The 25,592-nt window shown below is 36.4% G+C and carries 27 protein-coding genes and 1 pseudogene; 9 read left to right on the top strand and 19 right to left on the bottom strand.

Annotation, left to right across the window (positions count from 1 at the left end; genetic code table 11):
• Positions 1-190: IS3 family transposase (locus tag BMX63_RS15980; protein ID WP_143060178.1), on the top strand; the 190-nt coding region annotated here is incomplete at its 5' end.
• Between the two features lie 135 nt (positions 191-325).
• The gene (locus BMX63_RS15985; protein ID WP_093137380.1) at positions 326-1,000 is read left to right on the top strand and encodes a DUF421 domain-containing protein; all 675 of its coding nucleotides are present in this window, start codon (positions 326-328) and stop codon (positions 998-1,000) included.
• A 24-nt stretch (positions 1,001-1,024) separates the two neighbouring features.
• On the opposite strand, the gene BMX63_RS15990 is transcribed toward BMX63_RS15985, so the two are convergent.
• The 5 genes from BMX63_RS15990 to mgtE form a co-directional block, all read right to left on the bottom strand.
• Positions 1,025-1,285, bottom strand: a complete 261-nt coding sequence (locus BMX63_RS15990) for a hypothetical protein (RefSeq protein ID WP_093137382.1) — start codon at positions 1,283-1,285, stop codon at positions 1,025-1,027.
• Between the two features lie 103 nt (positions 1,286-1,388).
• On the bottom strand, positions 1,389-1,583 hold the full coding sequence (locus tag BMX63_RS15995; protein WP_093137383.1) for a hypothetical protein: 195 nt from the start codon (positions 1,581-1,583) through the stop codon (positions 1,389-1,391).
• A gap of 77 nt (positions 1,584-1,660) precedes the next feature.
• Complete coding sequence (locus BMX63_RS16000) at positions 1,661-1,903, bottom strand: hypothetical protein (RefSeq protein WP_093137385.1); 243 nt, start codon at positions 1,901-1,903, stop codon at positions 1,661-1,663.
• Positions 1,904-2,052: 149 nt separating this feature from the next.
• On the bottom strand, positions 2,053-2,463 hold the full coding sequence (locus tag BMX63_RS16005; RefSeq protein WP_093137386.1) for a CotO family spore coat protein: 411 nt from the start codon (positions 2,461-2,463) through the stop codon (positions 2,053-2,055).
• 85 nt (positions 2,464-2,548) lie between these two features.
• Entirely contained in the window at positions 2,549-3,916 is a 1,368-nt protein-coding gene (mgtE, locus tag BMX63_RS16010; protein WP_093137388.1) for a magnesium transporter, read from the bottom strand.
• Between the two features lie 221 nt (positions 3,917-4,137).
• Between mgtE and BMX63_RS16015 the strand changes: the two genes are divergently transcribed.
• A complete protein-coding gene (locus BMX63_RS16015) occupies positions 4,138-5,307 on the top strand; it encodes an FtsW/RodA/SpoVE family cell cycle protein (RefSeq protein WP_093137389.1) in 1,170 nt (389 codons plus the stop codon).
• Positions 5,308-5,411: 104 nt separating this feature from the next.
• A pseudogene (prpE, locus tag BMX63_RS16020) lies at positions 5,412-6,156 on the top strand (bis(5'-nucleosyl)-tetraphosphatase PrpE).
• Here the strand turns inward: prpE and BMX63_RS16025 are convergent.
• Genes BMX63_RS16025 through yjbM form a run of 3 tightly spaced genes read right to left on the bottom strand, consistent with a single transcriptional unit; the run spans position 6,153 to position 8,522 of the window.
• On the bottom strand, positions 6,153-7,064 hold the full coding sequence (locus BMX63_RS16025) for an RluA family pseudouridine synthase (RefSeq protein WP_245732861.1): 912 nt from the start codon (positions 7,062-7,064) through the stop codon (positions 6,153-6,155). The pseudogene prpE and the gene BMX63_RS16025 overlap by 4 nt on opposite strands.
• On the bottom strand, positions 7,051-7,854 hold the full coding sequence (locus tag BMX63_RS16030) for an NAD kinase (RefSeq protein WP_093137391.1): 804 nt from the start codon (positions 7,852-7,854) through the stop codon (positions 7,051-7,053). The genes BMX63_RS16025 and BMX63_RS16030 overlap by 14 nt, the downstream gene beginning before the upstream one ends.
• Before the next feature lie 35 nt (positions 7,855-7,889).
• Positions 7,890-8,522 (bottom strand): GTP diphosphokinase, encoded by a 633-nt coding sequence (yjbM, locus tag BMX63_RS16035; protein ID WP_093137393.1) that lies wholly within the window; start codon positions 8,520-8,522, stop codon positions 7,890-7,892.
• Positions 8,523-8,695: 173 nt separating this feature from the next.
• On the opposite strand from yjbM, the gene BMX63_RS16040 reads away from it, so the two are divergent.
• The 3 genes from BMX63_RS16040 (at position 8,696) to BMX63_RS16050 (ending at position 10,838) form a co-directional block, all read left to right on the top strand.
• The gene (locus BMX63_RS16040; RefSeq protein ID WP_177167363.1) at positions 8,696-9,265 is read left to right on the top strand and encodes a CYTH domain-containing protein; all 570 of its coding nucleotides are present in this window, start codon (positions 8,696-8,698) and stop codon (positions 9,263-9,265) included.
• A gap of 260 nt (positions 9,266-9,525) precedes the next feature.
• On the top strand, positions 9,526-9,930 hold the full coding sequence (locus BMX63_RS16045) for a globin domain-containing protein (RefSeq protein WP_093137396.1): 405 nt from the start codon (positions 9,526-9,528) through the stop codon (positions 9,928-9,930).
• Positions 9,930-10,838 carry a ClpXP adapter SpxH family protein gene (locus tag BMX63_RS16050; RefSeq protein WP_093137509.1) on the top strand — a complete coding sequence of 303 codons (909 nt, stop codon included), beginning with the start codon at positions 9,930-9,932 and terminating at the stop codon, positions 10,836-10,838. Before BMX63_RS16045 ends, BMX63_RS16050 begins: the two co-directional genes overlap by 1 nt.
• A 633-nt stretch (positions 10,839-11,471) precedes the next feature.
• On the opposite strand, the gene pepF is transcribed toward BMX63_RS16050, so the two are convergent.
• The 4 genes from pepF to mecA form a co-directional block, all read right to left on the bottom strand.
• Positions 11,472-13,280 carry an oligoendopeptidase F gene (pepF, locus tag BMX63_RS16060; protein ID WP_093137400.1) on the bottom strand — a complete coding sequence of 603 codons (1,809 nt, stop codon included), beginning with the start codon at positions 13,278-13,280 and terminating at the stop codon, positions 11,472-11,474.
• A gap of 93 nt (positions 13,281-13,373) precedes the next feature.
• A complete protein-coding gene (locus BMX63_RS16065) occupies positions 13,374-14,564 on the bottom strand; it encodes a competence protein CoiA (RefSeq protein ID WP_093137401.1) in 1,191 nt (396 codons plus the stop codon).
• A gap of 161 nt (positions 14,565-14,725) precedes the next feature.
• The gene (gene cls, locus BMX63_RS16070) at positions 14,726-16,234 is read right to left on the bottom strand and encodes a cardiolipin synthase (protein WP_093137403.1); all 1,509 of its coding nucleotides are present in this window, start codon (positions 16,232-16,234) and stop codon (positions 14,726-14,728) included.
• Between the two features lie 180 nt (positions 16,235-16,414).
• Positions 16,415-17,116 carry an adaptor protein MecA gene (mecA, locus tag BMX63_RS16075; protein WP_093137405.1) on the bottom strand — a complete coding sequence of 234 codons (702 nt, stop codon included), beginning with the start codon at positions 17,114-17,116 and terminating at the stop codon, positions 16,415-16,417.
• A 295-nt stretch (positions 17,117-17,411) separates the two neighbouring features.
• On the opposite strand from mecA, the gene BMX63_RS16080 reads away from it, so the two are divergent.
• The gene (locus BMX63_RS16080; RefSeq protein ID WP_093137511.1) at positions 17,412-18,068 is read left to right on the top strand and encodes a TerC family protein; all 657 of its coding nucleotides are present in this window, start codon (positions 17,412-17,414) and stop codon (positions 18,066-18,068) included.
• Between the two features lie 103 nt (positions 18,069-18,171).
• Here the strand turns inward: BMX63_RS16080 and spxA are convergent, their stop codons facing one another.
• The gene (spxA, locus tag BMX63_RS16085; RefSeq protein ID WP_093137407.1) at positions 18,172-18,567 is read right to left on the bottom strand and encodes a transcriptional regulator SpxA; all 396 of its coding nucleotides are present in this window, start codon (positions 18,565-18,567) and stop codon (positions 18,172-18,174) included.
• 272 nt (positions 18,568-18,839) lie between these two features.
• Positions 18,840-19,418 carry a GNAT family N-acetyltransferase gene (locus BMX63_RS16090; RefSeq protein WP_093137409.1) on the bottom strand — a complete coding sequence of 193 codons (579 nt, stop codon included), beginning with the start codon at positions 19,416-19,418 and terminating at the stop codon, positions 18,840-18,842.
• A 153-nt stretch (positions 19,419-19,571) separates the two neighbouring features.
• Here BMX63_RS16090 and BMX63_RS16095 point away from each other — a divergent pair, with 153 nt between their 5' ends.
• Positions 19,572-19,766, top strand: coding sequence for a hypothetical protein (locus BMX63_RS16095; RefSeq protein ID WP_093137411.1), 195 nt, complete (start codon positions 19,572-19,574; stop codon positions 19,764-19,766).
• A 49-nt stretch (positions 19,767-19,815) separates the two neighbouring features.
• Here BMX63_RS16095 and BMX63_RS16100 read toward each other — a convergent pair whose 3' ends face one another.
• The 5 genes from BMX63_RS16100 to opp3b all read right to left on the bottom strand — a co-directional run bounded on the left by BMX63_RS16100 (position 19,816) and on the right by opp3b (position 25,507).
• Positions 19,816-21,036, bottom strand: coding sequence for a putative glycoside hydrolase (locus BMX63_RS16100; protein WP_425441505.1), 1,221 nt, complete (start codon positions 21,034-21,036; stop codon positions 19,816-19,818).
• A gap of 342 nt (positions 21,037-21,378) precedes the next feature.
• Complete coding sequence (locus tag BMX63_RS16105; RefSeq protein WP_093137413.1) at positions 21,379-22,320, bottom strand: ABC transporter ATP-binding protein; 942 nt, start codon at positions 22,318-22,320, stop codon at positions 21,379-21,381.
• Positions 22,320-23,387 carry an ABC transporter ATP-binding protein gene (locus tag BMX63_RS16110; protein WP_093137415.1) on the bottom strand — a complete coding sequence of 356 codons (1,068 nt, stop codon included), beginning with the start codon at positions 23,385-23,387 and terminating at the stop codon, positions 22,320-22,322. The genes BMX63_RS16105 and BMX63_RS16110 overlap by 1 nt, the downstream gene beginning before the upstream one ends.
• 18 nt (positions 23,388-23,405) lie before the next feature.
• A complete protein-coding gene (opp3C, locus tag BMX63_RS16115; protein ID WP_093137417.1) occupies positions 23,406-24,575 on the bottom strand; it encodes an oligopeptide ABC transporter permease in 1,170 nt (389 codons plus the stop codon).
• Entirely contained in the window at positions 24,575-25,507 is a 933-nt protein-coding gene (opp3b, locus tag BMX63_RS16120) for an oligopeptide ABC transporter permease (RefSeq protein ID WP_093137419.1), read from the bottom strand. The genes opp3C and opp3b overlap by 1 nt, the downstream gene beginning before the upstream one ends.
• Between the last annotated feature and the right edge of the window lie 85 nt (positions 25,508-25,592).

The raw sequence follows: 25,592 nt of genomic DNA on the forward strand, positions 1-25,592 counted from the left end.
ACCAATGGAGAATTTCTTTGGGCTAATGAAACAGGAAATGTATTACGGTAAAGTTTATAAATCATTTGAAGAGCTTAAGCAAGCAGTAACTGATTATATTTTTTACTATAACAATGAACGGATAAAAGCAAAATTGACTGGCATGAGCCGGGTGGAATACCGTCTGCATACCAGTCAACTAGCTGCTTAAATATTTTGGTCTAACTTTTAGGGTTCAGCACAAAAAGTTAGTCTTTTTTTATGCTTTTTGCATGGAATCATCCGGTTCTGAGAAAAATAGAGAAATGTATTATTTAATTGGTAAAACAAAGGTAGTGATTTTAACGTGAATTTTGTCAGTTTAACCATTGATTCCATTGTCGGCTTTTTTGCTTTATTTATCCTTACAAAAATTTTAGGCAAATCGCAAATCACCCAAATAACAGCTTTTGATTTTATTGCTGCCTTAGTCCTGGGAGAATTAGTCGGAAATGCCCTGTTTGATAACAAGGCAGGTGTCTTTGCTATTTTGTATGCTGTATTACTTTGGGGATTCCTTATTTACGGTACTGAATATATAACGCAAAAAATAACCAAATCACGTGAGCTCCTGGAGGGAAAGCCTTCAATTGTGATTCGGAATGGAAAATTGCAAAAAGATGCAATGAAAGAAGCTAAGCTTGATTTAAACCAATTACAGCATTTATTACGCTCAAAAGATACCTTTTCGATCAGGGACGTTGAATTTGCCGTCTTTGAAACAGATGGTACCATTTCTGTTCTCAAGAAATCACTATTGCAACAGGCTACTCGTTCGGACGTGAATGCAAAACCTGAAAGAGTCGTTTTACCTTATAGTGTCATTTTGGATGGAGAGGTTGTGGCGGATAATTTAAAAGAGGTACAGCTTACAGAACAACAGTTAAAGGAGGAACTTTCCAAGCAGGAAATTCAGGATTATAAAGAAGTTTTTTATGCAGAATGGAAAGAAGGAGAAGGCTTGTATGTGGAGCCGTATTAGTTCTCCTTCTTCCACTAAGCATTTCTAGACCTTTTTGTCGATTATTTTTCCTTTTCCCGTAAACTCAAACAGTTCTTGAGCAGTTATTTTTTGACTATGATTAGGTTTTGAATGATGAGAGACGGGATTTTTAGTATAACCAATGAAACGATATTCCTGGTTGGATAAGTTATGATGACGTATCTTTTGAAGCTTTTCCACTAAAAACGGTCCTTGTTCCTTTTTGCTTATTCGTTGATGGTAAGTGTCATATTGGAGAGGTCTCATTGGCAGAATGTACCCCATAACAACACTCCCTTTTTTTATCTTCCATACCCTTTTTAATCAAAAGATATACTTGACTTTCACCATTGTAATCGATTTCTTGAAAAAAGTTTGCTGAAATTTGTCACTCCATTCTTTTTTCCAATTCTTTTATCATTTTTTCCACATCGCTCATCTGTTTTACAAAATCCTGATTCCACTGAGTCATATTTTTTTCAAAGGCTTTGATTTTCTCCTCTGGCTTTTGAAACCAATGCTCATTTCGCCCTAAAAAACGTTCGAATGAATCCAGAAATCGAATGAAATCTTTTTCTTTCATAAGAATTTCCCTTCCATAAACAACATTCTATACCTCATAAAATAAGACAGTCCCATGTGCTAGGACTGTCTTAACCTCTATATCCATGAGAACGGAGGACGTCTTCTTTCTTTTTCATGATCTTGTGATTCGTCGTCTTCCTTTACATTTACATCTACGTCTACATCTACCTCTGTATTAGATTCACCTTCACTTTCCTCAGGTCGACGAGCTGGACCAAAAAATGGGTCAACCGGACGCCTTCTGGATGGCTCAAATACAACATTATCTGCCTTAATAACTAAGTCTTTAACATGGATTTCCTTTTTACGATCAGACATATGGACTTCCACTCCTTTACAAATAGTCATTTCACGATACAGTCTATGCGTTTGTACTCCCTTGCGTTTGGTTATATGTCCTATATTGGTAAATTTGTTTAAGAAATCAGTGTACAAATAATAGGTTCCAGGGAGGTTTTTAGGAGCTTTTAAAAGCCCATTAGCCTGACATCTTCAATCTCAGAAAGACTTAATTCAACCCGGTAAGGCTTTTGGATGGTTCTCATTTTAACCACTTCATCTGCAAAATCCAGAATAAGGCCACGATAGCGTTTATCCGGGGTGATAACTTCACATTTCATCTTTGGCATTTGTGATGGTAGTTCTGTTAAGTAGTTGATTTTCTCTTCAATTGTCATTTCACGAAATCCTTTTTTGTCATCTTGGTCTGAAAAGAACTCTTCCCCATCTTGTTTTCCTTCTGTTTGCTGAACGCTTGCATTTTGCTCTTTCTTTTTCTTATAAACAGAATATTTCTGCATACTTGCCTGTACATGGACATCCCTAGGCTGCGTAATATATAGTAAAGGACTTTGAACCGACTTTTCTTTGTTGGTCATAATTTCTCCCCTTCTTTTTTAATGGATTTCTACCCTCTACTATATGTGAAAACAGCCATGTATGTGCTACTACCCAGTCCGGGATTTAGGAAATAAGCAGATCCATAAAAATGGTAGCCATACCAAAATAGATTAAAATGGAAATAATATCATTAATACTCGTAATAAAAGGACCACTTGCAACAGCAGGATCTACATGCAGTTTATGCATTAAGATTGGAATAAAGGAGCCTGCAATCGTAGCTACTACTAATGACCCTAATATTGATAAGCCAACTAACATGCCTAAGTAGAATTCACCTTGCCATAAATAAATAACAATTGTAATGACTACACCACACGAAATACCTGTAATCAATCCGGTTAAAGCCTCGCGCATTAAGATTCTGACTTGACCATCATTTTTCGACTCCCCTGTTGCAATCCCACGAACTGCAACCGCTAAAGCCTGTGTACCAGTATTTCCTGCCATACCGGCTATGAGTGGAATAAAGACAGCCAGAAGCGGAACCTGTTCAAGAGCCTTTTCAAACCGGCCAATTAAACTTGCCGTTAGCATACCAAGAAATAATAAAATAATCAGCCATGGAAGTCTTTTTTTGGCAGCTATCCATGCACTCGTATCGGGCTTTTCCATACCTGAAACGGCTGCAAGTTTAGAATAATCTTCACTTGCCTCTTCATCTATAACATCCATAATGTCATCAACGGTAATAATTCCTAATAGATGCTGCTGAAAATCTACAACTGGAAGAGCCAGTAAATCATAGTCCCGCATCATTTTTGCTGCACCCTCTTGATCCTCGCCGACTGAAACGGAAACAATTCGATCACTCATTACATCTGCTACTGTCCAATCCTCTTCTGAAATAATTAAATCGCGTAATGAGATAACCCCTACCAGTTTTTTATCTTCATTCACCACATAAACATAGTAAATAGTTTCGGCATCTGGAGCTTCCTTCCTTAAATGCAGCATGGATTCGCGTATCGACATTGTAGCCTCTATGGCTATAAATTCTGTTGTCATAATACTTCCTGCTGTTTTTTCCTCGTAATGGAGAAGCCCCTTAATATCTTCTGCGTCTTCTTTTTCCATAATGGTTAAAAAACTCGCTACTTCGTTTTGATCTAATGTATTCAAAACATCAACAGCATCGTCCGTTGACATTTCACCTAAAACCTGTGAAGCATAGCGCGCATCCATTTCCGTTAAAATAGGATCCAGTTCATCTAAATCAATGTTTTCCAGGATTTCCGCCATCTCTTCCGGTGACAAATATGTATAAATTAACATTCTTTCATTTTTATTCTGAGCCAGAAATATTTGCGTTTGATCATACGGGTGAAGCTCTAAAAACTCCGCACGAAAGGTATCCATTTGTTCATTTATCAACGCTTTCTGTACATCTTTCCACCATGCTGGGAGAGTTTGTTCATCTAAATTTTCCATTGTTGAAAGCCCCCCTTAATCACGCTGCTTTTCCCGAATTTTCTTTACTTGAACCGTTATATCGTAAATCGATATGTAGGGTTTGTCAACTAAAGAAACGTCTATATTTATAATTGACGAATCATGAATTTTCATGAACAATATATAATAGAATAAGAATGTGAATTTTAGCGAATCATGTCCAATTTTATGCTTTTTATATAAATAGAAAGGGAATATAAATGGAAAAGGATAACAAACGGTTTAATATAGATTACATTTTAATATTTATTATTCTTGCACTCGGAGCCATCAGCGTCATTTCTTTATATACTGTCCAGGATATACTGTTAACGGACTCATCGAACGTCTTTTATAAAGACCAGATTATGTGGTATGTTTTAGGGTTTATTGTGATTGGCATTATGATGTTCTTTGATTACGATAATTATAGAAAAATAGCCTGGATTTTATATGGTATTGGTCTCTTTTCATTGGCAGGCGTTTATTTTCTTCCATTTGCGCTTGAATTAAATAATGCCCGAGGCTGGTACAATGTTGGATTTGGAACAGTACAGCCTGCAGAGTTTATGAAGATTATATTACTGATTACTGTTGCACATGTTATCACATCTCACCATGAAAAGCGACTAACCTCCGGCTTCAGGGATGATGTTTGGCTGCTTGTGAAGGTTGCACTTGTTACCCTTCCACCTGTGCTATTAGTGTTTGCTATGCCCGATGTAGGATCCGCTGTGGTATTAACCTGCATTGTTGCATTCATGATTTTAGTATCTGGTATACGATGGCGAATATTGCTCATTATTGCCGCAATGGGTGGATTGATTATAGGAGCCTTTATTGGTCTTTATTTTCTCTTCCCTGACTTCGTTCAAGACTATTTAAGTGATACCATTTTCAGACACGTTTTTGAGCGATTGGAGGCCTGGTTCAATCCTCAGCAAAACGTTCAAGGATCTGGATACCAAATTAACAACACCTTACTTGCTATCGGATCTGGACAGCTATTTGGGAAAGGACTAATGAATTTCGATGTAACCAATATCCCGGTTCGGGAATCAGATATGGTTTTTTCTGTCATTGGGGAGCAATTTGGTTTTGTCGGCTCAAGTATTTTGATTGCTCTATTCTTCTTTTTAATATACCGAATTATCCAAACCGCTCTCGCCTGCAAGGATCCATTTGCCAGCTATATCTGTACTGGTGTTGTTGGTATGATTACGTATCAGGTTATCCAGAATATAGGTATGTCTCTAAAAATCCTGCCTATATCAGGACTTCCCCTCCCATTCATAAGTGCAGGAGGAAGCTCTTTAATTGCCTATATGATGGCTATAGGTCTCGTATTAAACATTTACTCACATATTCGGACGTATATGTTTGATGACTAATTTTGCCTACGCTTATTTAGGACTAAAGGGATAAATAGATAACATCAAGAGTGGAAAGATAAAACCGTCTTCCACTCTTTTTATATTCCAGGAGGTACAAAACGATGAAAATTGATGTAATTGGTGATATTCATGGGTGTTATGAAGAACTAATAGAACTTTTTTCTAAGCTTGAGTACCAGTGGAATAATGGTATCCCAGTACATCCGTATAATCGAATTCCTGTTTTCTTAGGTGACCTAATGGACAGAGGCCCAAATTCACTGGGCGTTATTGAATTGGTATACCAGCTTGTCATTGTTAACCACAAAGGGAAATATATACCCGGAAACCATTGCAACAAGCTGTATCGTTTTTTTTCTTGGAAACCCTGTTAAGAAGCAGCATGGACTTGAGACAACTGTAGCAGAATATGAAGTGCTTCCCCCGCAAGAACAAGAAGCTATCAGATCGAAATTCATGGAGTTATATGAAAAGGCTCCTTTATACTTGATGCTTCCTAAAGTGAACGCAGTCGTTGCTCATGCAGGGATAAAAGAAGAAATGATTGGTCAGCATGGTAAGAAAGTAAAGACATTTGTCTTATACGGAGATATTACAGGAAAAACCGATGCACAGGGTAGACCTGAAAGACGTGACTGGTCTAAAAATTATAAAGGAGAAAAGTGGATTGTTTACGGCCATACACCTGTTCTTCAACCACGCTTTCAGCAAAAAACGGTAAATATTGATACAGGTTGCGTTTTTGGAGGGAAATTGACGGCTTTCCGTTTACCCGAAGAAGAAACCGTTTCAGTTCCTTCCCAACAACCATTTCTTGAAGAAAAGTTTCGTACATTTCCTGATTAATTTTCACAAGTTAAAATTCGTCTCATATCATCGGGGAAAACCGAGCTGAAATGTAACCACTTTTGTCTGAAAGGATGATAAAAGGACAGCTTGTGACAATGGAGGGCTTGACGTTTTATTCGATCCATAGGTCCACCATATAAATCGTCTCCTAATAATGGAGAGCCAAGCCAGGTAAAATGAACACGAATTTGATGGGTTCTTCCCGTTTGAAGCAAAATTTTAACACTTGAAAACCCATCGTATTCCTGATTAACTTCATAAAACGTAACGGCTTTTTGTCCATCCTCCCGTACTTCACGTTCAATAATAGAGCCTGGTTTTCGTCCAATAGGTGCATCAATTTCTCCCTTCTTCTCCTTCAAATAACCATCAACAAAGGCTGTATACGCTCTTTTCACTAAACCTTTCTGCTGGAAGGAAGACAACTGAGAATGACTGTAGCGGTGCTTGGCAACAAGCATTAAACCAGATGTATTACGATCAAGACGGGTGACAATATGAGCCGTGTAATTCTCGTCCTGCTTTAGATAGTAAGCTAAAAGACCATTGGCAATGGATGCCTGATTTGAATGTGGAGAAGGCATTACAGGTATATTTGTCTGTTTCTCTAAAACAAGCACATCGCCATCTTCATAAACGATATGTAACGGAACCTCTTTAGGCTGAAGCCGGCTCTCCTTTTGTTCTTCAGGAAATATGATTTCCAAAAGGTCTCCTTTGTGAAGAATATATCTGACAGTGGCAGAGTTCCCATTTATTCTTATGCCATCAGAAAATTTTACAGTCTTTATCATACGGCGTGAAAATGCCCGTACCGATACTAAGTAATCGCGTACGAGCATACCATCATGTTTATCTTCAATCGTCCATTTCATATTTCTTTCACCTGCTTCATTTCCGTTCATCAGCAACAAATGAATCATGTACTCTCTTCCAAAATGGAAACGGCCGAAACCGCGCAAATTTTACTTTCTCTTTTGCTACACGGCATTCAATAGCCTTTACATCTTTGTAAGAGTAAGTATGATGATCAATGGTAATTAAAAAGCTGCGATCATTTAGAGGCTTCAGCATGCATGTATGATGCTTTGGCAAAATAAGTGGTGAACCCACTGTACGGAAAACCCGATTATTTATGGAGGCCATTTCAGTGATTTGGATAGCTTCTAATGAAGGGTGAATAATGGCTCCACCCAGCGCTTTATTATAGGCTGTGCTTCCTGAAGGTGTCGAAATACACAATCCATCACCACGGAAGGTTTCAAAATGCTCTCCCTTTATTTCCACGTCAAGAACTACTGAACCTTCCGAAGTTTTTACAGAACCTTCATTTAAGGCTAAATAATGATCCTCACTCTCCCCATTCTTGGGATGGATTTTTATATCTAAAATTGGATATTCCACCACCTGAAAAGGTGTACGTGCAATTTCAATAATCAGCTTTTCTAATTCTTTAGGCAACCAATCCGCATAAAACCCCAGATGTCCAGTGTGGATTCCAATAAAAGCTGTTTCTTTCAAACGATGTATGTAGGAATGAAAGGCTTCTAACAGCGTCCCATCTCCTCCTACTGAGATAACCAAATCTGGTTCTTTTTCGTTGTATTCCAAATTAAATTCAAGTAAATAATTTTTTATTTTTAATTTAATTTCCTTGGAGGTTTGATCACCTTTACATTGTATGGCAAATTTCATTTCTCATTGTCACCCCTTTTTACAGTCCCGCTTTTTTACGTTTCGCGGCTATCCCGATCCTGTTTTTTGCGAAAAATTTTTTGTGCCTCCTGTACCTCATGACGAATAGCGGACATTTCTTCATCGAGACGAAAAGCTGCCTCTGCAGCACGCTTAAGTCGGCTTTGTACTTCCACCGGAATTTGACCGGAATACTTGTAGTTAAGAGAGTGCTCATTTGTTGCCCAAAAATTCATAGCTAAAGTACGGATTTGTATTTCAGCTAAAAGCATTTTCTCTCCTTTTATTGTTTCCACCGGGTAATGAATAATCATATGATAAGAACGGTAGCCGCTGTCCTTTTTATCCGATATATAATCCTTTTCCTCTAAAATCTTAAAGTCCTTACGATTTTTTAACATATCAACAACAGTATAAATGTCATCTACGAATTGACAAACAACACGTAATCCGGCAATATCCTGGATTTTACTTTCCATATGATCAATAGAAAGACCTTTTCTTTGCGCCTTTTCTAAAATACTCGAAATCGGCTTTACTCTTCCAGTCACAAATTCAATTGGTGAATGACTCGACTCATTTTCATACTGTTTCCGCATACCCCGAAGTTTAACCTTAAGTTCGTCTACTGCCTGTACATATGGCGCGAGCAGTACTTCCCAATTCACATCACATCCCACCTTCATCTTGCAATCAGTCGATCATGGCTTTTCATCGAACTTATTGTATCATAATCCATTCATTCTATCAGTCTTCAGTAAAGCACCCGGTTTATCTGCTTTACAAGATTCCTCTATATGTCCATAATAATGCATATACTTTAATACGGAGGCTGGATTTTATGCATGAGGAACTTGAAATCGAATTTAAAAATATGCTGACAAAAAAAGAGTATGATAGCCTTATGGACGCCTTTCAATTGGATGAACAAATGGCTGTTAAACAGGTGAACCATTATTTTGAGACGGACGGCTTTCAGCTAAAAGACCAGGGAGCTGCATTACGTATTCGCGAAAAAAAACAAAAATGTGTTTTCACCCTTAAAGAGCCTCATGAAGATGGATTATTAGAAACACATGCCACAGTATCAAAAGCGGTTTTACAAAACTGTCAGAATGGACATATCCATCTTCCTGAGGCTATCAAGCAAAAGCTGTTAAATCTTCATATCCCTATAGAACAATTAAAGTACCGTGGTGAACTGGTAACCTTCAGGCTTGAAATGGAATGGTACAACTGCCTTTTAGTATTAGATCATAGTTTGTACGGCCAAACGGAGGATTTTGAATTGGAGCTTGAAGCACCAGAGCATGTACACGGAAAAAAAGTCTTTCATCAGCTATTAACGAATTACAACATTTCAAAGCGACCAACCAAAAATAAAATTCAACGTTTCTTTGAAGAAATATAAATGACTATAAGTTCCCACCTCTGATTAAACCAGACTTTCCAAAGGAAGGTTATACAGATATTGAAAAAAGATTCGGGCCCTGATTTATCCATATTTAAATCAGATGAGTTGCCAGAATCAAAATAACGTTGCTACAATAGATAAAAAGCATATTAAATTGTTATAGAACAGCATATTTAGAATGAATAAAGTAAAATCGTAAAATGAATTAGTTCCTATCCCTATAAATAAAAATAGCAGGAAGAAGGGTAAGTGTAATCATGCGTGATATACAAGGTAGTGTTTATGAAGCAATTGGTGGATACGAAACCATTGAAAAACTCGTTGAAGCTTTTTATACCAGAGTAGGAAAACATCCCAAACTCACCCCCATATTTCCAGATGATTTAACGGAAACAGCCAGAAAACAAAAAATGTTTCTTACCCAATTTTTTGGTGGACCTCCGTTATTTTCTCAGGAACGAGGGCATCCTAGATTAAGAGCACGTCATTTACCATTCGAAATCACACCTTCGCGCAGAAACGCTTGGATTGAATGTATGACAGAGGCTTTAGAAGAAGCTCAAATTGAGGAACCTTTCTACTCCGTTATTTTAGAAAGACTTTCTATGACTGCAACCCACATGATAAACACACCTGAGACTGAGAAAGGAGAATCCAAGTGATTCGTAAAAATACTGGGCCAACAACCAGCAGCACAACCCGAAACAATCACTCCCAGTATGGCTTTTCTAATTTACTAAATAAACCGATTGAAATATATACATTTATTGATCCACTGTGCCCTGAATGCTGGTCACTGGAGCCCTTTCTAAAAAAACTTAATCTGGAATATGGACGCTTTTTTAAACTTAAACCAATCATAAGCGGAAAGCTTACAACAATGAACCTTAGTAAAATGAAGAAGCCTAAAGACTTAGCAAAAGCATGGGATCGAACAGCAAGCCGCACTGGAATGAGCTGTGACGGGGATTTATGGTTAGAAAACCCTGTCTCCCTTCCTTGGCTGCCCTCCATTGCGATAAAAGCAGCAGAGCTTCAAGGTGGGAAATCCGGAGCGTCATTTTTACGTAAGCTTCAGGAGCATTTGTTTGTCAGCAAGGAAAATATTTCTAATGAAAACATTTTGCTGCAATGCGCTAAAGAAGTTAATCTGGACATCGAAGAATTTCAAAAGGATTTATTTGGAGATACAGCCAAAAAAGCTCTACAGTGTGATTTGAAGCTTACAAGAGAAATGGACGTTGATGAAATTCCGGCTATTGTTTTGTTTAATCAGTCTGACGAACAGGAAGGTATTAAGATTTCAGGTCTCTACCCATATGAGGTGTATGTAAAGGTTTTATGTGAAATGCTGGGATCTGCACCACAACCAGCCATTAAACCACCTCTTTTGGATTTCTTAAAATATTATCATTTTGTAGCTTCAAAAGAAATATCTGTTGTTTTTGATTGGAACAGTGAACAAACACAAAGAGAAATGAAAAAACTTTTAATCAAACGCCAAGTAGAAAAAATGCCGGCTAAATATGATACATTTTGGCGTTATATTGGTGATGAAAAGGAATTTTAACATTATAAATTTTATAGGTTTCGGATTGTTAAATAAAAAAGGAAGGATGATTATGGAATCATCCTTCCTTTTTTATTTCATCAAGACAAAGGGGGTTGGGAGAAAGTTCACTACAAACAAAAGGGGTTTTGTTTTATTTGTGATATCTTTCACGTATATATCATATCAAGTATGTACAAAGTACGCAACAGATAGGTGAACTATTTCACATAAATGTCACATTTTCAAAATTTAAGGGTATTTATGCATTTGTACTAGCATATATTTTAATAAAAACAAAAGAGGTGATCAGCATGAAAGTACAACTAATTATTTTATCTATTCTCTTCCTTTTTATCTTTGGGTTAAATATCCTTGGTTTGATGAATCTTATTCCTCGTTTTATTACTTTGCCTCTATTGTTTATTTCTACCTATATGCTTATTTATTCATTGGTTTTTAGGAGGGCATTTAGAGGAATAAGAAGAAAACCTCTTGTAAAAGTTTAATGATTAGATTCTGTTAAACATAGGTATTAATTTCCGCTCCAGCCAACTTGGTAAAAAATCAACAATAAGCTTTAACACAGCCAATGATTAAAAGGTCCTTTTCGAGTATGATTATTCTCGTAAAAGGACCTTTTAAACGAATGGGTTACTTCAACAATTCTTCAAATTCATTAAGCTTTTCTTCAAAAACATCTAATGCAGATAAAATCGGAGTCTTAGAAGTCATGTCAACCCCTGCCTGTTTAAGCACTTCAATAGGATAATCACTGCTTCCTGCCTTTAAATAATCCAAATAGCGACTAACTGCTTCATCTCCCCCATTCAATATCTGTGAGGCCAGTGTGGTTGCCGCTGAATACCCGGTGGCATATTGATATACGTAATAATTGTAATAGAAATGTGGAATACGAGCCCACTCTAAGCCAATTTTATCATCTATAACAATATTGTCACCGAAATATTTCTTATTAAGATCATAGTAGAGCTGCGTCAATTTACCTGCTGTGAGAGCTTCTCCGTTTTGCGCACGAACATGAATATCATGCTCAAATTCCGCAAACATCGTCTGACGGAAAACTGTGCCACGGAAACCTTCTAAGAAATGATTTAATAAATAGAGTTTTTGTTTTTTATCATTAGATTCCTTTAGCAAGTAATCATTGAGCAATGCTTCATTACAAGTTGAAGCTACTTCCGCAACAAAGATAGAGTAATTTCCATATCGGAATGGCTGATGCTTATGCGTATAATAGCTGTGTAATGAATGTCCTAATTCGTGGGCAAGGGTAAACAAATTATTAATGTTATCCTGCCAATTTAATAAAATGTACGGATTCGTTCCGTATACACCTGATGAATAAGCACCACTTCTTTTTCCTTTGTTTTCTTCAACATCAATCCAGCGACTCTCAAATCCTGTTTTAAGTATATCCTGATACTCCTTACCTAATGGGGCCAATCCGTTAAGCACATATTCCTGTGCCTCGTCATATTTTACTTCCATATCAACATCATCAATAAGCGGTACATATAAATCATACATATGTAACTCATCGACATTCAGGACTCGTTTACGTAAATTTACATAACGATGCAGCAAGGATAATTTTTCATTTACAGCTTCCACTAAATTATCATAAACACTTTCAGGGATTTTGTTTGAGTCAAGTGCAGACTGTCTTGCGGAATCATAATGACGAACCTTAGCATTAAAATTATCTCGCTTTACAGCGCCGCTTAACGTTGAAGCAAATGTATTTTTATACTTTCCAAACGTATCATACATCGCATCAAAAGCATTTTTTCGAACATTACGATCTCTGGACTCCATGAACTGTATAAATCGCCCATGTGTCAGGTCAATTTCATTTCCATCTGCATCTTCTACAGCAGGAAAGTCGATATCTGCATTATTTAGCATGCCAAAGGTTTGCTCAGGATTGCTTGTAACCTCTGATACTTCTGCTAAAAGCTCCTCCTCTTTTTCACTAAGAATGTGAGGACGCTGTCTTAAAACATCATCAAGATAATGCTTATAAAGGTTTAATTCCTCATTTTCTGCTAGAAACGTTTTGACCTGATTGTCATCTAAAGTGAGCAGCTCTGGAACAATAAAACTCATTGCACTTGATGCTTGAGTAATTAAAGTTTCCGCTCGTGTATTTAATTCCTGATAGAAGGAATTGGTTGTATCCTGATCATAACGCATGTGTGCATACGTAAATAGCTTCCCTAAACGATTGGATATTTCATCCTGTAGCTTTAACATATCTAATAACTGATCTGCAGATTCTGTAATTTTCCCTTGGAATTCCGTTATTTTTGGATAATGCTTTTGGAGTTCCTTAAATTCTTTTTCCCATGCTTCATCCGTTTCAAAAATATCTTCAAGTTTCCATGTTCGTTCTGCAGGAATTTCTTCCCGCTTTGGTAATTCCTTAGCGTTTTTAGCCACGATTGTTTTCCTCCTTCTCGTACATCTCCATACAACTAATTCTTGATGCTAAAATTATAATCCTTCCTGACCACTTCTTTATTGTACAAGAACTTAGGTATTTTTTTCTAATTTTATTAATTTATCTAACACATTTTGATCGGCATTTATAGCTTTCTCTATTGTTTCAGGAAATACAACATCTCTCTTTTTTCGATAGGTATTCCTTTTTATTTGTGAAATGACATTTAGTTTTTCTAATACCCCTAAATACTCCCTTATAGGTACATCCTCTTCAAGAAAAATCGAAGCAAGTGGTTTTCGTTTTTGTATGGAGTGTAAGGATTGTTTCACCTGATTATACGTAAAAGTCTTCCCATTAGACAAAGGATTAATAATCTCTAAGAAAACTTTACTTTGCCAAATATACGTTGGGGTTTCAATCAAAAAATGATGAGGAAGAGGCAGATGAATCTCAGCAGGTAAATACTGCGGATGTAATCCCCTTTTGTACAGCCACAGAATAAATGATTGGTCTTTTGAACTCGGATATTGTGCACGCAGATTGCGAAATATTCTCTTCTCTTTTAACCAATATTCATATAACTGGTGGTCTAGAACCTTAGAATCGGAAAAGATTTGTTCAAAGGTTAGATCTTTTAACAAAGATGATTGTAAAAGACCGTACACTCTTGATTTTATCGAATAGGGATTTGAGAAACTCGATAAGAGATTGGTTATCGGATTATAAAAAAGGATTTTAGGCTCAAGGGCAGGTGTTAGCTTTTGAATAAATAACGCTTCAAAGTGGGTTGTTTTGATTTGATGAATCCCTCTTTTTTTGAGATGATTTTCACCAAGAATCCATAATGGGATAATACCAGCATTGACATATCCCATGGATCTTTCTCGTATTATTTGAGGAGGAATAACCGCACACTGAAATTCGATGGCGAAATATCGATTTTTCCATTTTGCTAAAAGATCTGGTCGCTGGTGGATTTTCGGCAAATAATATTCCATTTCTACTTCTATGTCTTGAGAAATAAGCCACTGGTATAAGGCAATTTTACCTTTTGTATGATACTCCCCTTCTCCTTTATTTTTAAAGGAGCATTGACTCTTTTGAAAGTGAGCATAATGAGGACTCACTTTGTCTCCGGCACGAATAAAAACCTGTTCTTTACAGTGAGGACAGTAAAAAGTATCCTTTCTAAGCTCCTTTAATTCCGTCTTCGTTTTATTTAAAAGTATGACAGGTGTACCACTCTTCCTTAACGCCTTTAACATTGTAAACACCTTCATTCTTTCCACTCTGCTCTTTTTACATCATATCCTTATTTAAAAGGGCTGTAAAAACAGCATTTTTTCATTTCAATTAAATAATGAAGGCTAAATAATTAAAAAATATGCAGAAAACAAAGAAACATGCAAATCTCTGTTCGAGAAATGCATGTTTGAAGAAACTATAATAATGGTGATAATAGACGACAGGTTGATTCGTATAACTTCATAAAAATAGAACGCTTCGCAAATCTATACCGTTCGAGCTGTGTAGAATGTTTAATATCAGCTTTAAAATCCCTCACAAGCTGCTCAGTACTTTCCGTTTTATAGAGAAAGGCATTTACTTCAAAGTTTAAGTGAAAACTTCTCATATCCATGTTGGACGTTCCTATGGACGCCAGTTCCTGATCGACTATCATCACCTTACTATGCAGAAATCCTTCGTTATAACGATAAATCTTCACTCCCGCTTCTAATAGCTCAGGATAATAGGATTGAGAAGCATAAAAGACAATTTTTTTGTCCGGTCGATTGGGAACAAGCAGTTTAACGTCAATCCCACTTAAAGCAGCAGTCTTTATAGCCGATAAAATATCTGTATCCGGAATAAAATAAGGAGAGGCAATCCATATTGATTTTCTTGCCGAAGTCATGAGAGAGAAAAAGAGCATTTTTATCGTCTCCCACTCTATATCCGGCCCTCCGGCAATCAGTTGTACTCCACCTTTATTTTCAATAATATATTCAGGTGATAAATAAACAGGTTTTAAAAGAGCCTTACCAGTCATGTAATACCAGTCCTGAAGAAAAATCGTTTGTAAACTCCGAACTGCTTCACCTCGAACATATAAATGCGTATCACGCCAATTTCCATAATATTCATTTCTTCCTATGTATTCATCCCCGATATTAAGCCCACCTACAAACCCTATCCTGCCATCAATCACAACAATTTTACGGTGATTACGAAAATTAATCTTATTATTTAAAAATGGTAATTTAACAGGAGAAAACGGAATCATTTCTACACCTGCACGTTTTAATTCTTCTTTAAATCCCTTCGAAAGCTCCCAGCTTCCCACTGCGTCATATAAAAAACGCACTTCAACACCTGTTTCCGCTTTTTCCATTAAAATCTGTTTAAAATCATTTCCCAGCTGGTCATCACGAACAATATAAAATTCCAAATGGATATGATGCTCAGCCTTTTTTAACTCTTCCAACATGGCAGGAAAAGCCTTGGAACCATTTGTTAAAACCTTTGTATCTGTATGGAAAGAAATAGGGGAATGTCCAAGTCTTTGAGCTAATCGAAAGGATTGGCGTTGATACTCCCCCATATAATCAAGCTCTTTTTCGTTTAAAAATCGACTCCCTTCAACTTGTCTGAAGGCCCTTAAGTCTAATTCGGCTTTTTGCTTAAACATTTTACGCTTTCTAAAATTTTGGCCAAAAAACAGGTAAAAGAAGAAACCAATACCAGGAAAGGCCGCCAAAACAAGAAGCCAATTTAATGTTTGACTGGGATTACGGTTCTCAATAAAAATTAAAAATGATATAAAAGCGACGGAAACCGTAATAAAAATGGAATAAGCTGTAACAATCCAACTTCCCCAAAATTCGTTTATAACATAGAGTAGACCAACTACCATTATAATAAAAATGAAAAGTTGAATACGTTTAAACATTTAACAACCTTCCTTAACTTTTGGAAATAAAACTAAGAATAATGCTTATGATTCCAATATATTGACATACTTATAATCTAATGTAAATTTTAAAGAAATACAAGCAGGAACTATGGATAAGAAACAGTCAGAATAGGCAAAAAAAGAGACATTCCATCCATTTGGAATGCCCTTAACTCTCTATAAATTAGGAAAATGCTGCTTAATTTGTGCCAAAGCACTTTCCTGATATATTTGGTTCCCATATTCACTTAATCGATGGACAGTCATATTGCTTTCTTCACTGAATTCAAGCATGTGACTAATAACGTCTTCCTGTTCATCATCGTCTAACCAATCATCTCTAAATTGGATGAATAAGTAATATGCCTGATCGTAGTGATAGAGTTCGTCGTGAAATGCAAACGTATCACGGATGGAATGACCTAAGTGTATGACATTTTCAATATCGATGAATTTTAGAACAATGGAGAACTCTTCATCCTCGTCATCTTCATTGTCTTCAATTTGCTCTTCCTCATCAGTCTTCCCACTATTTAAAAAGTGCCCTTTATCTAACAAGGATTCCATTTTATCATCAATCGGTAAATCTAAAAGTTTTCCTTCATCTGTAGGAAGCTCCAGTTTATGGCCATCTTTGGACAATTGGGCTTTTGTTACAATAATTTCAAGTCCCTTATCCATCGCTTGTACTTGTATCCATAATGGTCCATCTACTATAAACTCTTCCTGTTCATTTACTTCATCCATCATTTCCCAGAAGAGCTGTTCACTTTTTTCCCGATTATACCAAACATCTTCCCGATCAAAACCGCGATCTTCAATATCCATATATGAGATATAAAACTTAACTGTATTCTCATTAATACGTTCGATTTCCATTTTAAACTCTCCCTTCTGGTTTTCATTTATCACTTGAAGGGAAATGTTACCCCTTAATAAACTACTTTTTATATTTTATGATAAAACCAAATAAATTGAAAATTAAATTGCTTATTATTAAAAAAACAAACAGATGTCTATCTTTTATCTTGACTTTCCTTTTTTGTTCATCTATATTTGAAAAGGTTAGAATCATTCTCCAAATTGATTTGGATTAGTTTATAATTGTAACTTATTTTACTCTATTTGTCACCTGTTTGGGGAGGTATTATTCGTGGAATTTTTCGATCCTGAAATGATTATGTCGATTTTAGCCATTATTGGTATTGATTTAGTACTTGGTGGCGATAATGCCATTGTAATCGCTCTTGCCAGTCGAAATCTCCCCAGAAGTCAACGCAATAAAGCCATCATTTGGGGAACAGGATTAGCTATATGTATTCGTGTATTATTAACTGCTGTAGCGCTATATTTATTACAAATTCCATTCCTTAAATTAGTAGGTGGTCTTCTTCTCATTTATATCGCTATTCATTTATTGACTGATGATGAAGATGAACCTGATATTAAAGGTAGCGACAACTTATTATCAGCTATTAAAACCATTGTTTTTGCTGATGTAGTTATGGGATTTGACAATGTCATTGCGCTTGCTGGTGCATCAGGTGGTAATATTATTCTTGTTATCATTGGTTTATTAATCTCTGTACCTATTATTATTTGGGGGAGTAAAATTATACTTCTTTTTATGGAGAAATTTCCAATTTTAGTATATATCGGAGCTAGTATCCTTGCCTACACAGCTGGTGAAATGATACTTGGTGAAGAACGATTACAGTCACTCTTTGAACAATATTATGCACTTCAATATATTCTTCCAATTGCAACAATACTTTTTGTTGTCATAGTTGGCCAATATATCAATCAGCGAAAAATCAAAACAGTTAACTAAAAAACATGCTTTAATATGAAAAAAGGTCTGATTCTATTCATATACTTAAGTGTATATGAATGTAAGGAATCGGACCTTTTTTCTATAAAACTAAACCATAGGATTAATTAACAAGTCGTTGTGCTTCTTTTAACTGGAAAGTACGCACCTTTCTTGGTAAGAAACGGCGAATTTCATCTTCGTTATACCCAACTTGAAGTCTCTTTTCATCAAGAATAATTGGACGACGAAGAAGTCCTGGATTTTTTTGTATTAAGTCAATTAAATCTTTTAGTGGAAGTTGATCTAAATCTGAATTTAATTCCTGAAATACCTTGGAACGTGTAGAAATGATTTCATCAGTACCATTTTCAGTCATTCTCAATATCTCTTTAACTTCATCAGCCGTTAAAGAATCAGAGAAAATGTTACGTTCCTTAAATGGGATGTCATGTTCCTCCAGCCATGTTCTTGCTTTCCGACAAGATGTACAGCTTGGTGATGTGAATAAGGTTACCATATGTTTCACTCCTTTAAAAGGATAACTTTTAGAAACAATATAAAATTTCTCAGATTATAATCAATATAATCTGGAACTTTACAAATTAAGTATACTACAAAATGAGAAATAAGGATAGGGTTTATTGGAATTGTTTAAATATTGTTCACGATTTCGTCACTGTCATAAAGTATTATTCCCTATTATTTGTTTAACTAAACCATTTTTTAGGGGATAATTAAAAAAATCCTTGTTATCAATCAGAACAAGGATTTTTTCAATAAGTAAAGGTTTTATTCATCCAGTTCATCAAAAATATTGTCGTTCCTGTCTTCATTGAATGTTAACACTTTATCTACTGGCTCATAGGATTTGCCATATAGCTCTTTATCCTTATAGGTGTGAATATTTTTATACATTTTTTTCATTTTCTCAAAAATTTCTTCTTCCGTTTCATAATCAGGAGACCAATAAAGGATTTCCATTTCGTTTAATTCATTTGTAGCTAATGAACGTCTGGTATAGCCGATCGATCTTGCATGCTTAAATCCTTCTTTTTGATAAAAATGAAGACGTTTTTCGGTATCGGTATCTTCATAATCAATAGGCTCTACTTCCAGTATAATGGGTTTACCTTTAGCTTTTAGCTTATCCATCAATTGATGTCCAATTCCCTGTCCTCTCGATTGGTTGGAAACATATACATAGTCAATAAAAATAAAAGTATCAAATTCAGCAAACATCATCACATGATGTTTGGCTTCATCTTTGTGATAGACGTCTCCTTTTTCTTCAAGAAGCATTTCCATATGCTCCTTTGATTTCATTTCCTCTACCGGGAAATACTTACTAAGCTTTTCATACCAATTCATAAATCTACTCCTTCTCCAATTGTCCTTTTTATTATAACGAATCCTTATGCAAAAGTGAAATTTTGTAGAAGGGTGATTTTTTATTTTCAGACTTTTCAAACCGTCTATCCTGACATACAATAAATATAAGAGAATCTTGAAGGGTGAGATGGTATGGGTTCCTTTCTTTTAGAATTATCTTTATTAGGAATTTTAATCATTGGATTAACAGCCTTCTCGGCAGTCATTGTACAATTTTTGGGTGAAAAGATTTTTGGCAGAAAAACGAAAAGTCTATATTCTTCAAAGTCTCGGTCGATTCAATCTAATTGGAAACAAGTTGGAGGTAATCACAGGTATCGACAATGATAGCTACCACGCAAAAGAAACACTTCCTGTTTGGAAGTGTTTCTTTTCGTTAATCTAGCGGTGTATAATCCACATTTTTTGTATATTTATTGGATGGGTTCCAAATGAGAAATTCATTGACTCCACCCTCATTTAGCGCTCGAATTTGCGCTTCAACTTCAGCTTTACCATATTCCGTAACCGGTTCACCTGAATATAACCATGGAGCTTCAAAATCCTGAATCCAAGGTCTTGAAACAGGAGCATTCTTAAGCTCTCCCAGACGCTCATTTTCAACCTTTACATATTCTTTAACCAATTTATACGGTTCTTTATCAGGGAATGGAATATCAAAGTAACTAGTCCAATGACTTGGATAAATCATGGAAGAAATCACATCTACATTACTCGAAATTTTAGAGAAATTTTGTCCAATTCCAGGTGCTTCTGGAATGGTTGCGGAATAACCGAAAATGTCAACCGATAAATCGACATTATAATAAGCCAATTCCTCTTTCGCGTGGGCAACAAAATCAGTAACTGCCTTTACCCTTTTCTGAACATTATTCATGTCAAGGTCCGCATAGTCTCCCTCACTGTACTGAAGGCTCTTATCACGTTTTTCAAAACCTTCCGGAAATCTTACATAGTCAAATTGAATATCTTTAAAACCTGCTTCAGCGGCCAGCTTTGCAATTTCAATATTGTAATCCCATACTTCCTTCATAAACGGGTTAACAAAGGCCTCGTCACGACCATTTTTCCAAATAGACCCGTTTTCTTTAAAGGATAAGTCCGGTCTCTTTTCCGCAAGCTCTGTATCTTTAAAGACAACAATACGGGCAATCGGATAAATTCCATCTTTCTCCAACGTTTCAAGTTTTGCTCTTAAATCATCAATGTAGTTTTCTCCAATATCGGCATAAGGTGAATCATCGCCAGGGTCAAAGGTTAAGTTCCCATGATCTTCTTTAATGTCAACTACCATAGAATTAAGCTCTGTGTCTTTTACAAGCTTACGAAGCTCTTCAAAACGGCTTCCACCTGCTGATGGACCTGTTACATAGATCCCCCGAACTGCTTCTGGATACTCAAATTGGAGCCCTGAATCATATAGGAAACGTGCAATTGGATTTTCAGGCAAATTCCGCTGCTCTAATTGTACCTGAAATGGACTGTGTGATTTCACAGTTAAAGATTTCGTTTCTTCTTCCCCGTTTACAATAAACTGTGGCAAAAAGGATAGAATTAATGCCATAAAAAGAGTAAAAACCATCTTTCCTGGTCGCATATGATGTTCGGTTCCGGCTCCAACTTCCTCACTGACATAAGCCAAATCCATGTCACTGACGTTCTTGTCATTGCATAATTTTAACTTATACAGTCGGTTGTTTGCCTTCACTCGTCTTGGTTTATTCAATTTGATCAAACTCCCATTTTGTATTGTATATCTCTATTATATTAGAAGTTTGTATGATTTTGTTGACTTTCTTTAATTTTCTCTGAGAAAAATATTTTATTCGACTATTGACTGTAAAAAAGATTCCCTTCACAAAAAAATCCTTGCTACTTTTAAAAAGTAACAAGGATTCAGTTATTCCTAAACTGTGGTCATTTAAAAGAAAAAGCCATTTTATGATTTGCTTTCCAATTCTCTTTTATACTTTTGAAATTCTGTTGGAGTACATCTTACCCAGTGTCCTGGTTTTATTTCTCTAAATTCAGATTCCTCATCTTGATTATGAACAGAAGGGTCATACTCCACTCTTGTACGCCCTCGTTCATAATCAGGGTCTGGTAGAGGAATGGCTGATAATAATGATTTTGTATATGGATGAAGCGGGTTTTCGTATAATTCATCACTATCTGCAAGTTCAACCATATTTCCAAAATACATAACGCCAATTCGGTCACTTATATATTTTACCATGGAGAGGTCATGTGCTATAAACAAATACGTTAAATCGTGTTCTTGCTGCAGCTGTTTCATAAGGTTAACTACCTGAGCCTGAATCGATACATCAAGAGCGGAAATAGGTTCATCCGCAATAATAAATTCGGGTTTTACAGCAAGAGCACGGGCAATTCCGATTCTTTGCCGTTGTCCCCCACTAAATTCATGAGGAAAACGACTAGCATGCTCTTTATTTAAGCCAACGGTTTCTAATAATTCCTCAACTCTTTCTTTACGTTCTTTATCATTTTTCGCAAGTCCATGCACATCAATACCCTCAGCAATAATGTCCTGCACATTCATTCTGGAGTTTAAAGATGCATATGGATCCTGGAAAATCATCTGCATTTTACGATTAAATTTCTTTAGTTCTTGTGTTGATTTTTTCCCATGCACATCTTCACCATTAAATTTTACTTGGCCACCTGTTGCATCGTATAAACGGATTATCGTTCTTCCTGTTGTAGACTTTCCACAACCAGATTCTCCTACCAATCCAAAGGTTTCACCTTTATAAATATCAAATGAAATTCCATCAACAGCTTTTACAACACCTTTACGTCCCACGCGAAAATGCTGCTTTAAATCTTTTACTTCAAGTAATTTTTCATTTGATGCCATTATTTTTCACCATCCTTCGCCACACCTGGTGCTGTACCAGTATTTGCAATTCCCTGCATCCGCCGTTTCACCGATTCAGGTGGTTCAATTTTTGGTGCATCTTCATGAAGTAACCAAGTCGCAGCGTAATGGGTATCTGACACCTTAAACAATGGCGGCTCCAACTCTTCATCAATTTTTAATGCATATTCATTACGGGGAGCAAAGGCATCGCCTTTAGGTGGATCTGTCATGTCAGGTGGTGAACCCGGTATTGCAATCAAATCATACCCATCATTATCTAATGTAGGCATAGATCCTAATAGTCCCCATGTGTAAGGATGTTTTGGATTATAGAAAATCTCATCAGCTGTACCAATTTCTACAATTTTTCCAGCATACATAACGGCCACACGATCAGCAACATTAGCCACAACACCTAAATCATGGGTGATGAATATAATGGAACTTTCTGTTTTTCGTTGAATATCCTTCATAAGCTCCAGGATTTGAGCTTGTATAGTAACATCAAGTGCTGTTGTAGGTTCATCAGCAATGAGTAATTTTGGATCACATGCTAAAGCAATCGCAATAACGACACGCTGACGCATACCTCCAGAGAATTGGTGAGGATACTGAGTTATTCTCGTACTGGCATCTGGAATCCCAACTAATTCCAATAACTCTATCGCTCTTTCCTTCGCTTTAGCCCGGCTCATTTTCTGGTGCTTAATAAGGGGCTCCATAATTTGCGTTCCAACCTTCATCGTCGGATTTAATGAAGTCATCGGATCTTGGAAAATCATGGATATATCTTGACCACGAAGCTTTTGCATCTCTTTTTCTGATTTTTGAACGATATCTTCTCCTTCAAGAAGAATTTGTCCGTCTTTAATAAATCCCTGTGGTTTAGGCAGAAGCTGCATGAGTGCTTTCGTAGTAACCGATTTACCTGAACCGGATTCGCCAACAATAGCAAGGGTTTCTCCTTTATTTACATCAAAACTAACCCCGCGAACAGCTTGTACTTCACCACTGAAGGTATTAAAGGAAACTTTTAAGTCTTTCACATCAAGTAACTTATCCATAATTAAACACCTACCTTTCTATTTATGCATTTTAGGATCGAATGCGTCTCTAAATCCGTCACCTAAGATATTAAAGGCAATCATAATAACAGAAATGAGTATCGCTGGGAATATTAATAAATAAGGATATAATCTTAAGGATTCAAACCCTGTATTAATTAATGTACCTAATGAAGCCTCTGGCGGAACTAAACCAAGTCCTATAAAGCTTAAAAAGGCTTCAAAGAAAATAGCATTCGGAATCGTAAACATCGTATTAATAATAATAATCCCGCTTATATTCGGCATTAAGTGTTTCATAATAATTCTTCTGTCAGGTGTACCGAGTGTTCGGGCAGCTAATACAAATTCCTGGTTTTTCAGCTTCAGCACCTCACCCCGGACAATACGGGCCATACCTGTCCAACCAGTAATGGTCAGGGCGATGGTAATCGATATTATACCCGGCTGCAATACAACGGTCATTAATAGAATGACAACGAGGTTTGGAATACCTGCTAATATTTCAATAATCCGTTGCATGACATCGTCGATACGACCGCCAAAGTACCCTGAAATACCGCCATAGCCTACACCAATAAGCAGGTCAAGTCCCGCAGCTAAAAAGGCGATAATTAATGAAACACGAGTACCCTTCCAAATTCGAGTCCATTGGTCACGGCCTAATTCATCCGTACCTAACCAAAAATAGGTATCCTCCATTTCTTTCGCTTCATAAGGGTGATAGATGGCTTTTACCTCTGCGGAGTTATTGGTTCCATCCCCTTCGCTTATCACTTCAATATCAATAAATTCTTCATCATTGTTAAAGCGTTGAATCGCTTTGTTTGTAGCACCTTCCACATCGTTACCTTCAAATGACCTTTCAAAAGTTCCATCAAGACCTAACCAGCTTATGTTTTCGAGTCCTGGTGCTCGCGCTGGCATTTTTGAACGTATTAAGTCCTGATCATTATAGCCATATTGGTTCATACCTGGACCAAATATACTCATAATGATAATCACAATTAAAAGAATAAGAGAAAGCATTGCAGGAATGTTTTTAAATAATGTTCTTCTTGCATCCTGCCAGAAAGTTCGACTTTCCCGTGCGATTTTTTCACTGGTATCCTCATTCTTTTCTAAGGGTTCAAATAATTCCTTGGGTAAATTATTTTCATTATATTGATTGTTTTGGTCTTGTGCCATTATTTCTCCCCTCCTGACAGTCGAATTCTTGGGTCGATAATTCCATATAGGAGGTCAATAATTAAGATAATCACAACAAATAATACAGAATAAAATAATGTTGTTCCCATAATTGTCGGATAATCATTTACCATAACTGAGTTTACAAATTGTTCACCAATACCTGGAATAGCGAAGATTTGTTCAATAACTAATGTTCCAGTGATTAAACTAACAGCCATTGGTCCAATAACTGTAATTAATGGAATTAAAGCATTTCGTAAACCATGTTTAAATACAATGCCTGCTTGTGTAACTCCTTTTGCTCTAGCTGTCGTTATATAATCTGACCCCAGTACTTCAAGCATCTCGGTACGTGTAAAACGGGCAGAAATGGCCATTGGAAAGATCATTAGTGCTATAACTGGAAGGACATGATATTCTAATCCACCCTTCCATAAAGCTACTGGGAACCAGCCTAACTGAACTGCAAATACATATTGCAATAAACCGGCAAAAACGAAGGAAGGAATAGATGTTCCTAGCACGGCGATAATGGTTGAAGTGAAGTCAAGAACTCCATTATGGAAAATAGCGGCAATTAACCCTAGTAATACTCCTAAAATCACTCCTACTATTAATGACTCAGCCCCTAATATAGCAGATGGCCCAACACGGTTGGCCAAAATATCTGTTACGGGTGTGGAGTCAAAATGGAAGGAAAGTCCCAAATCCCCTTGTACAAGTCCGGCTAAGTAATTCACATACTGTATAGGGACCGGATCATTCAGACCATATTTTTCTAAGACAATTTCCTGCTGTTCTTCTGATAATTTATTTTCAGCACTAAGCGGACTGCCTGGCAAAATCTTCATCAGAAAGAACGTAATGGATGCAATGATAAATAAAGTTATAACCATGTAAACAACCCGCTTAAGTATAAACCGTCCCATTTGCAACACCTCCTGATATAATGTCGATTCTTTTCGAAAATTGACTGAAAGTTCATTATTAACAAAAAATTCTCCAATAATGGAA

This window comes from Salinibacillus kushneri, from assembly GCF_900111405.1.
In the GTDB taxonomy this organism is placed as follows: Bacteria; Bacillota; Bacilli; order Bacillales; family Alkalibacillaceae; genus Salinibacillus; species Salinibacillus kushneri.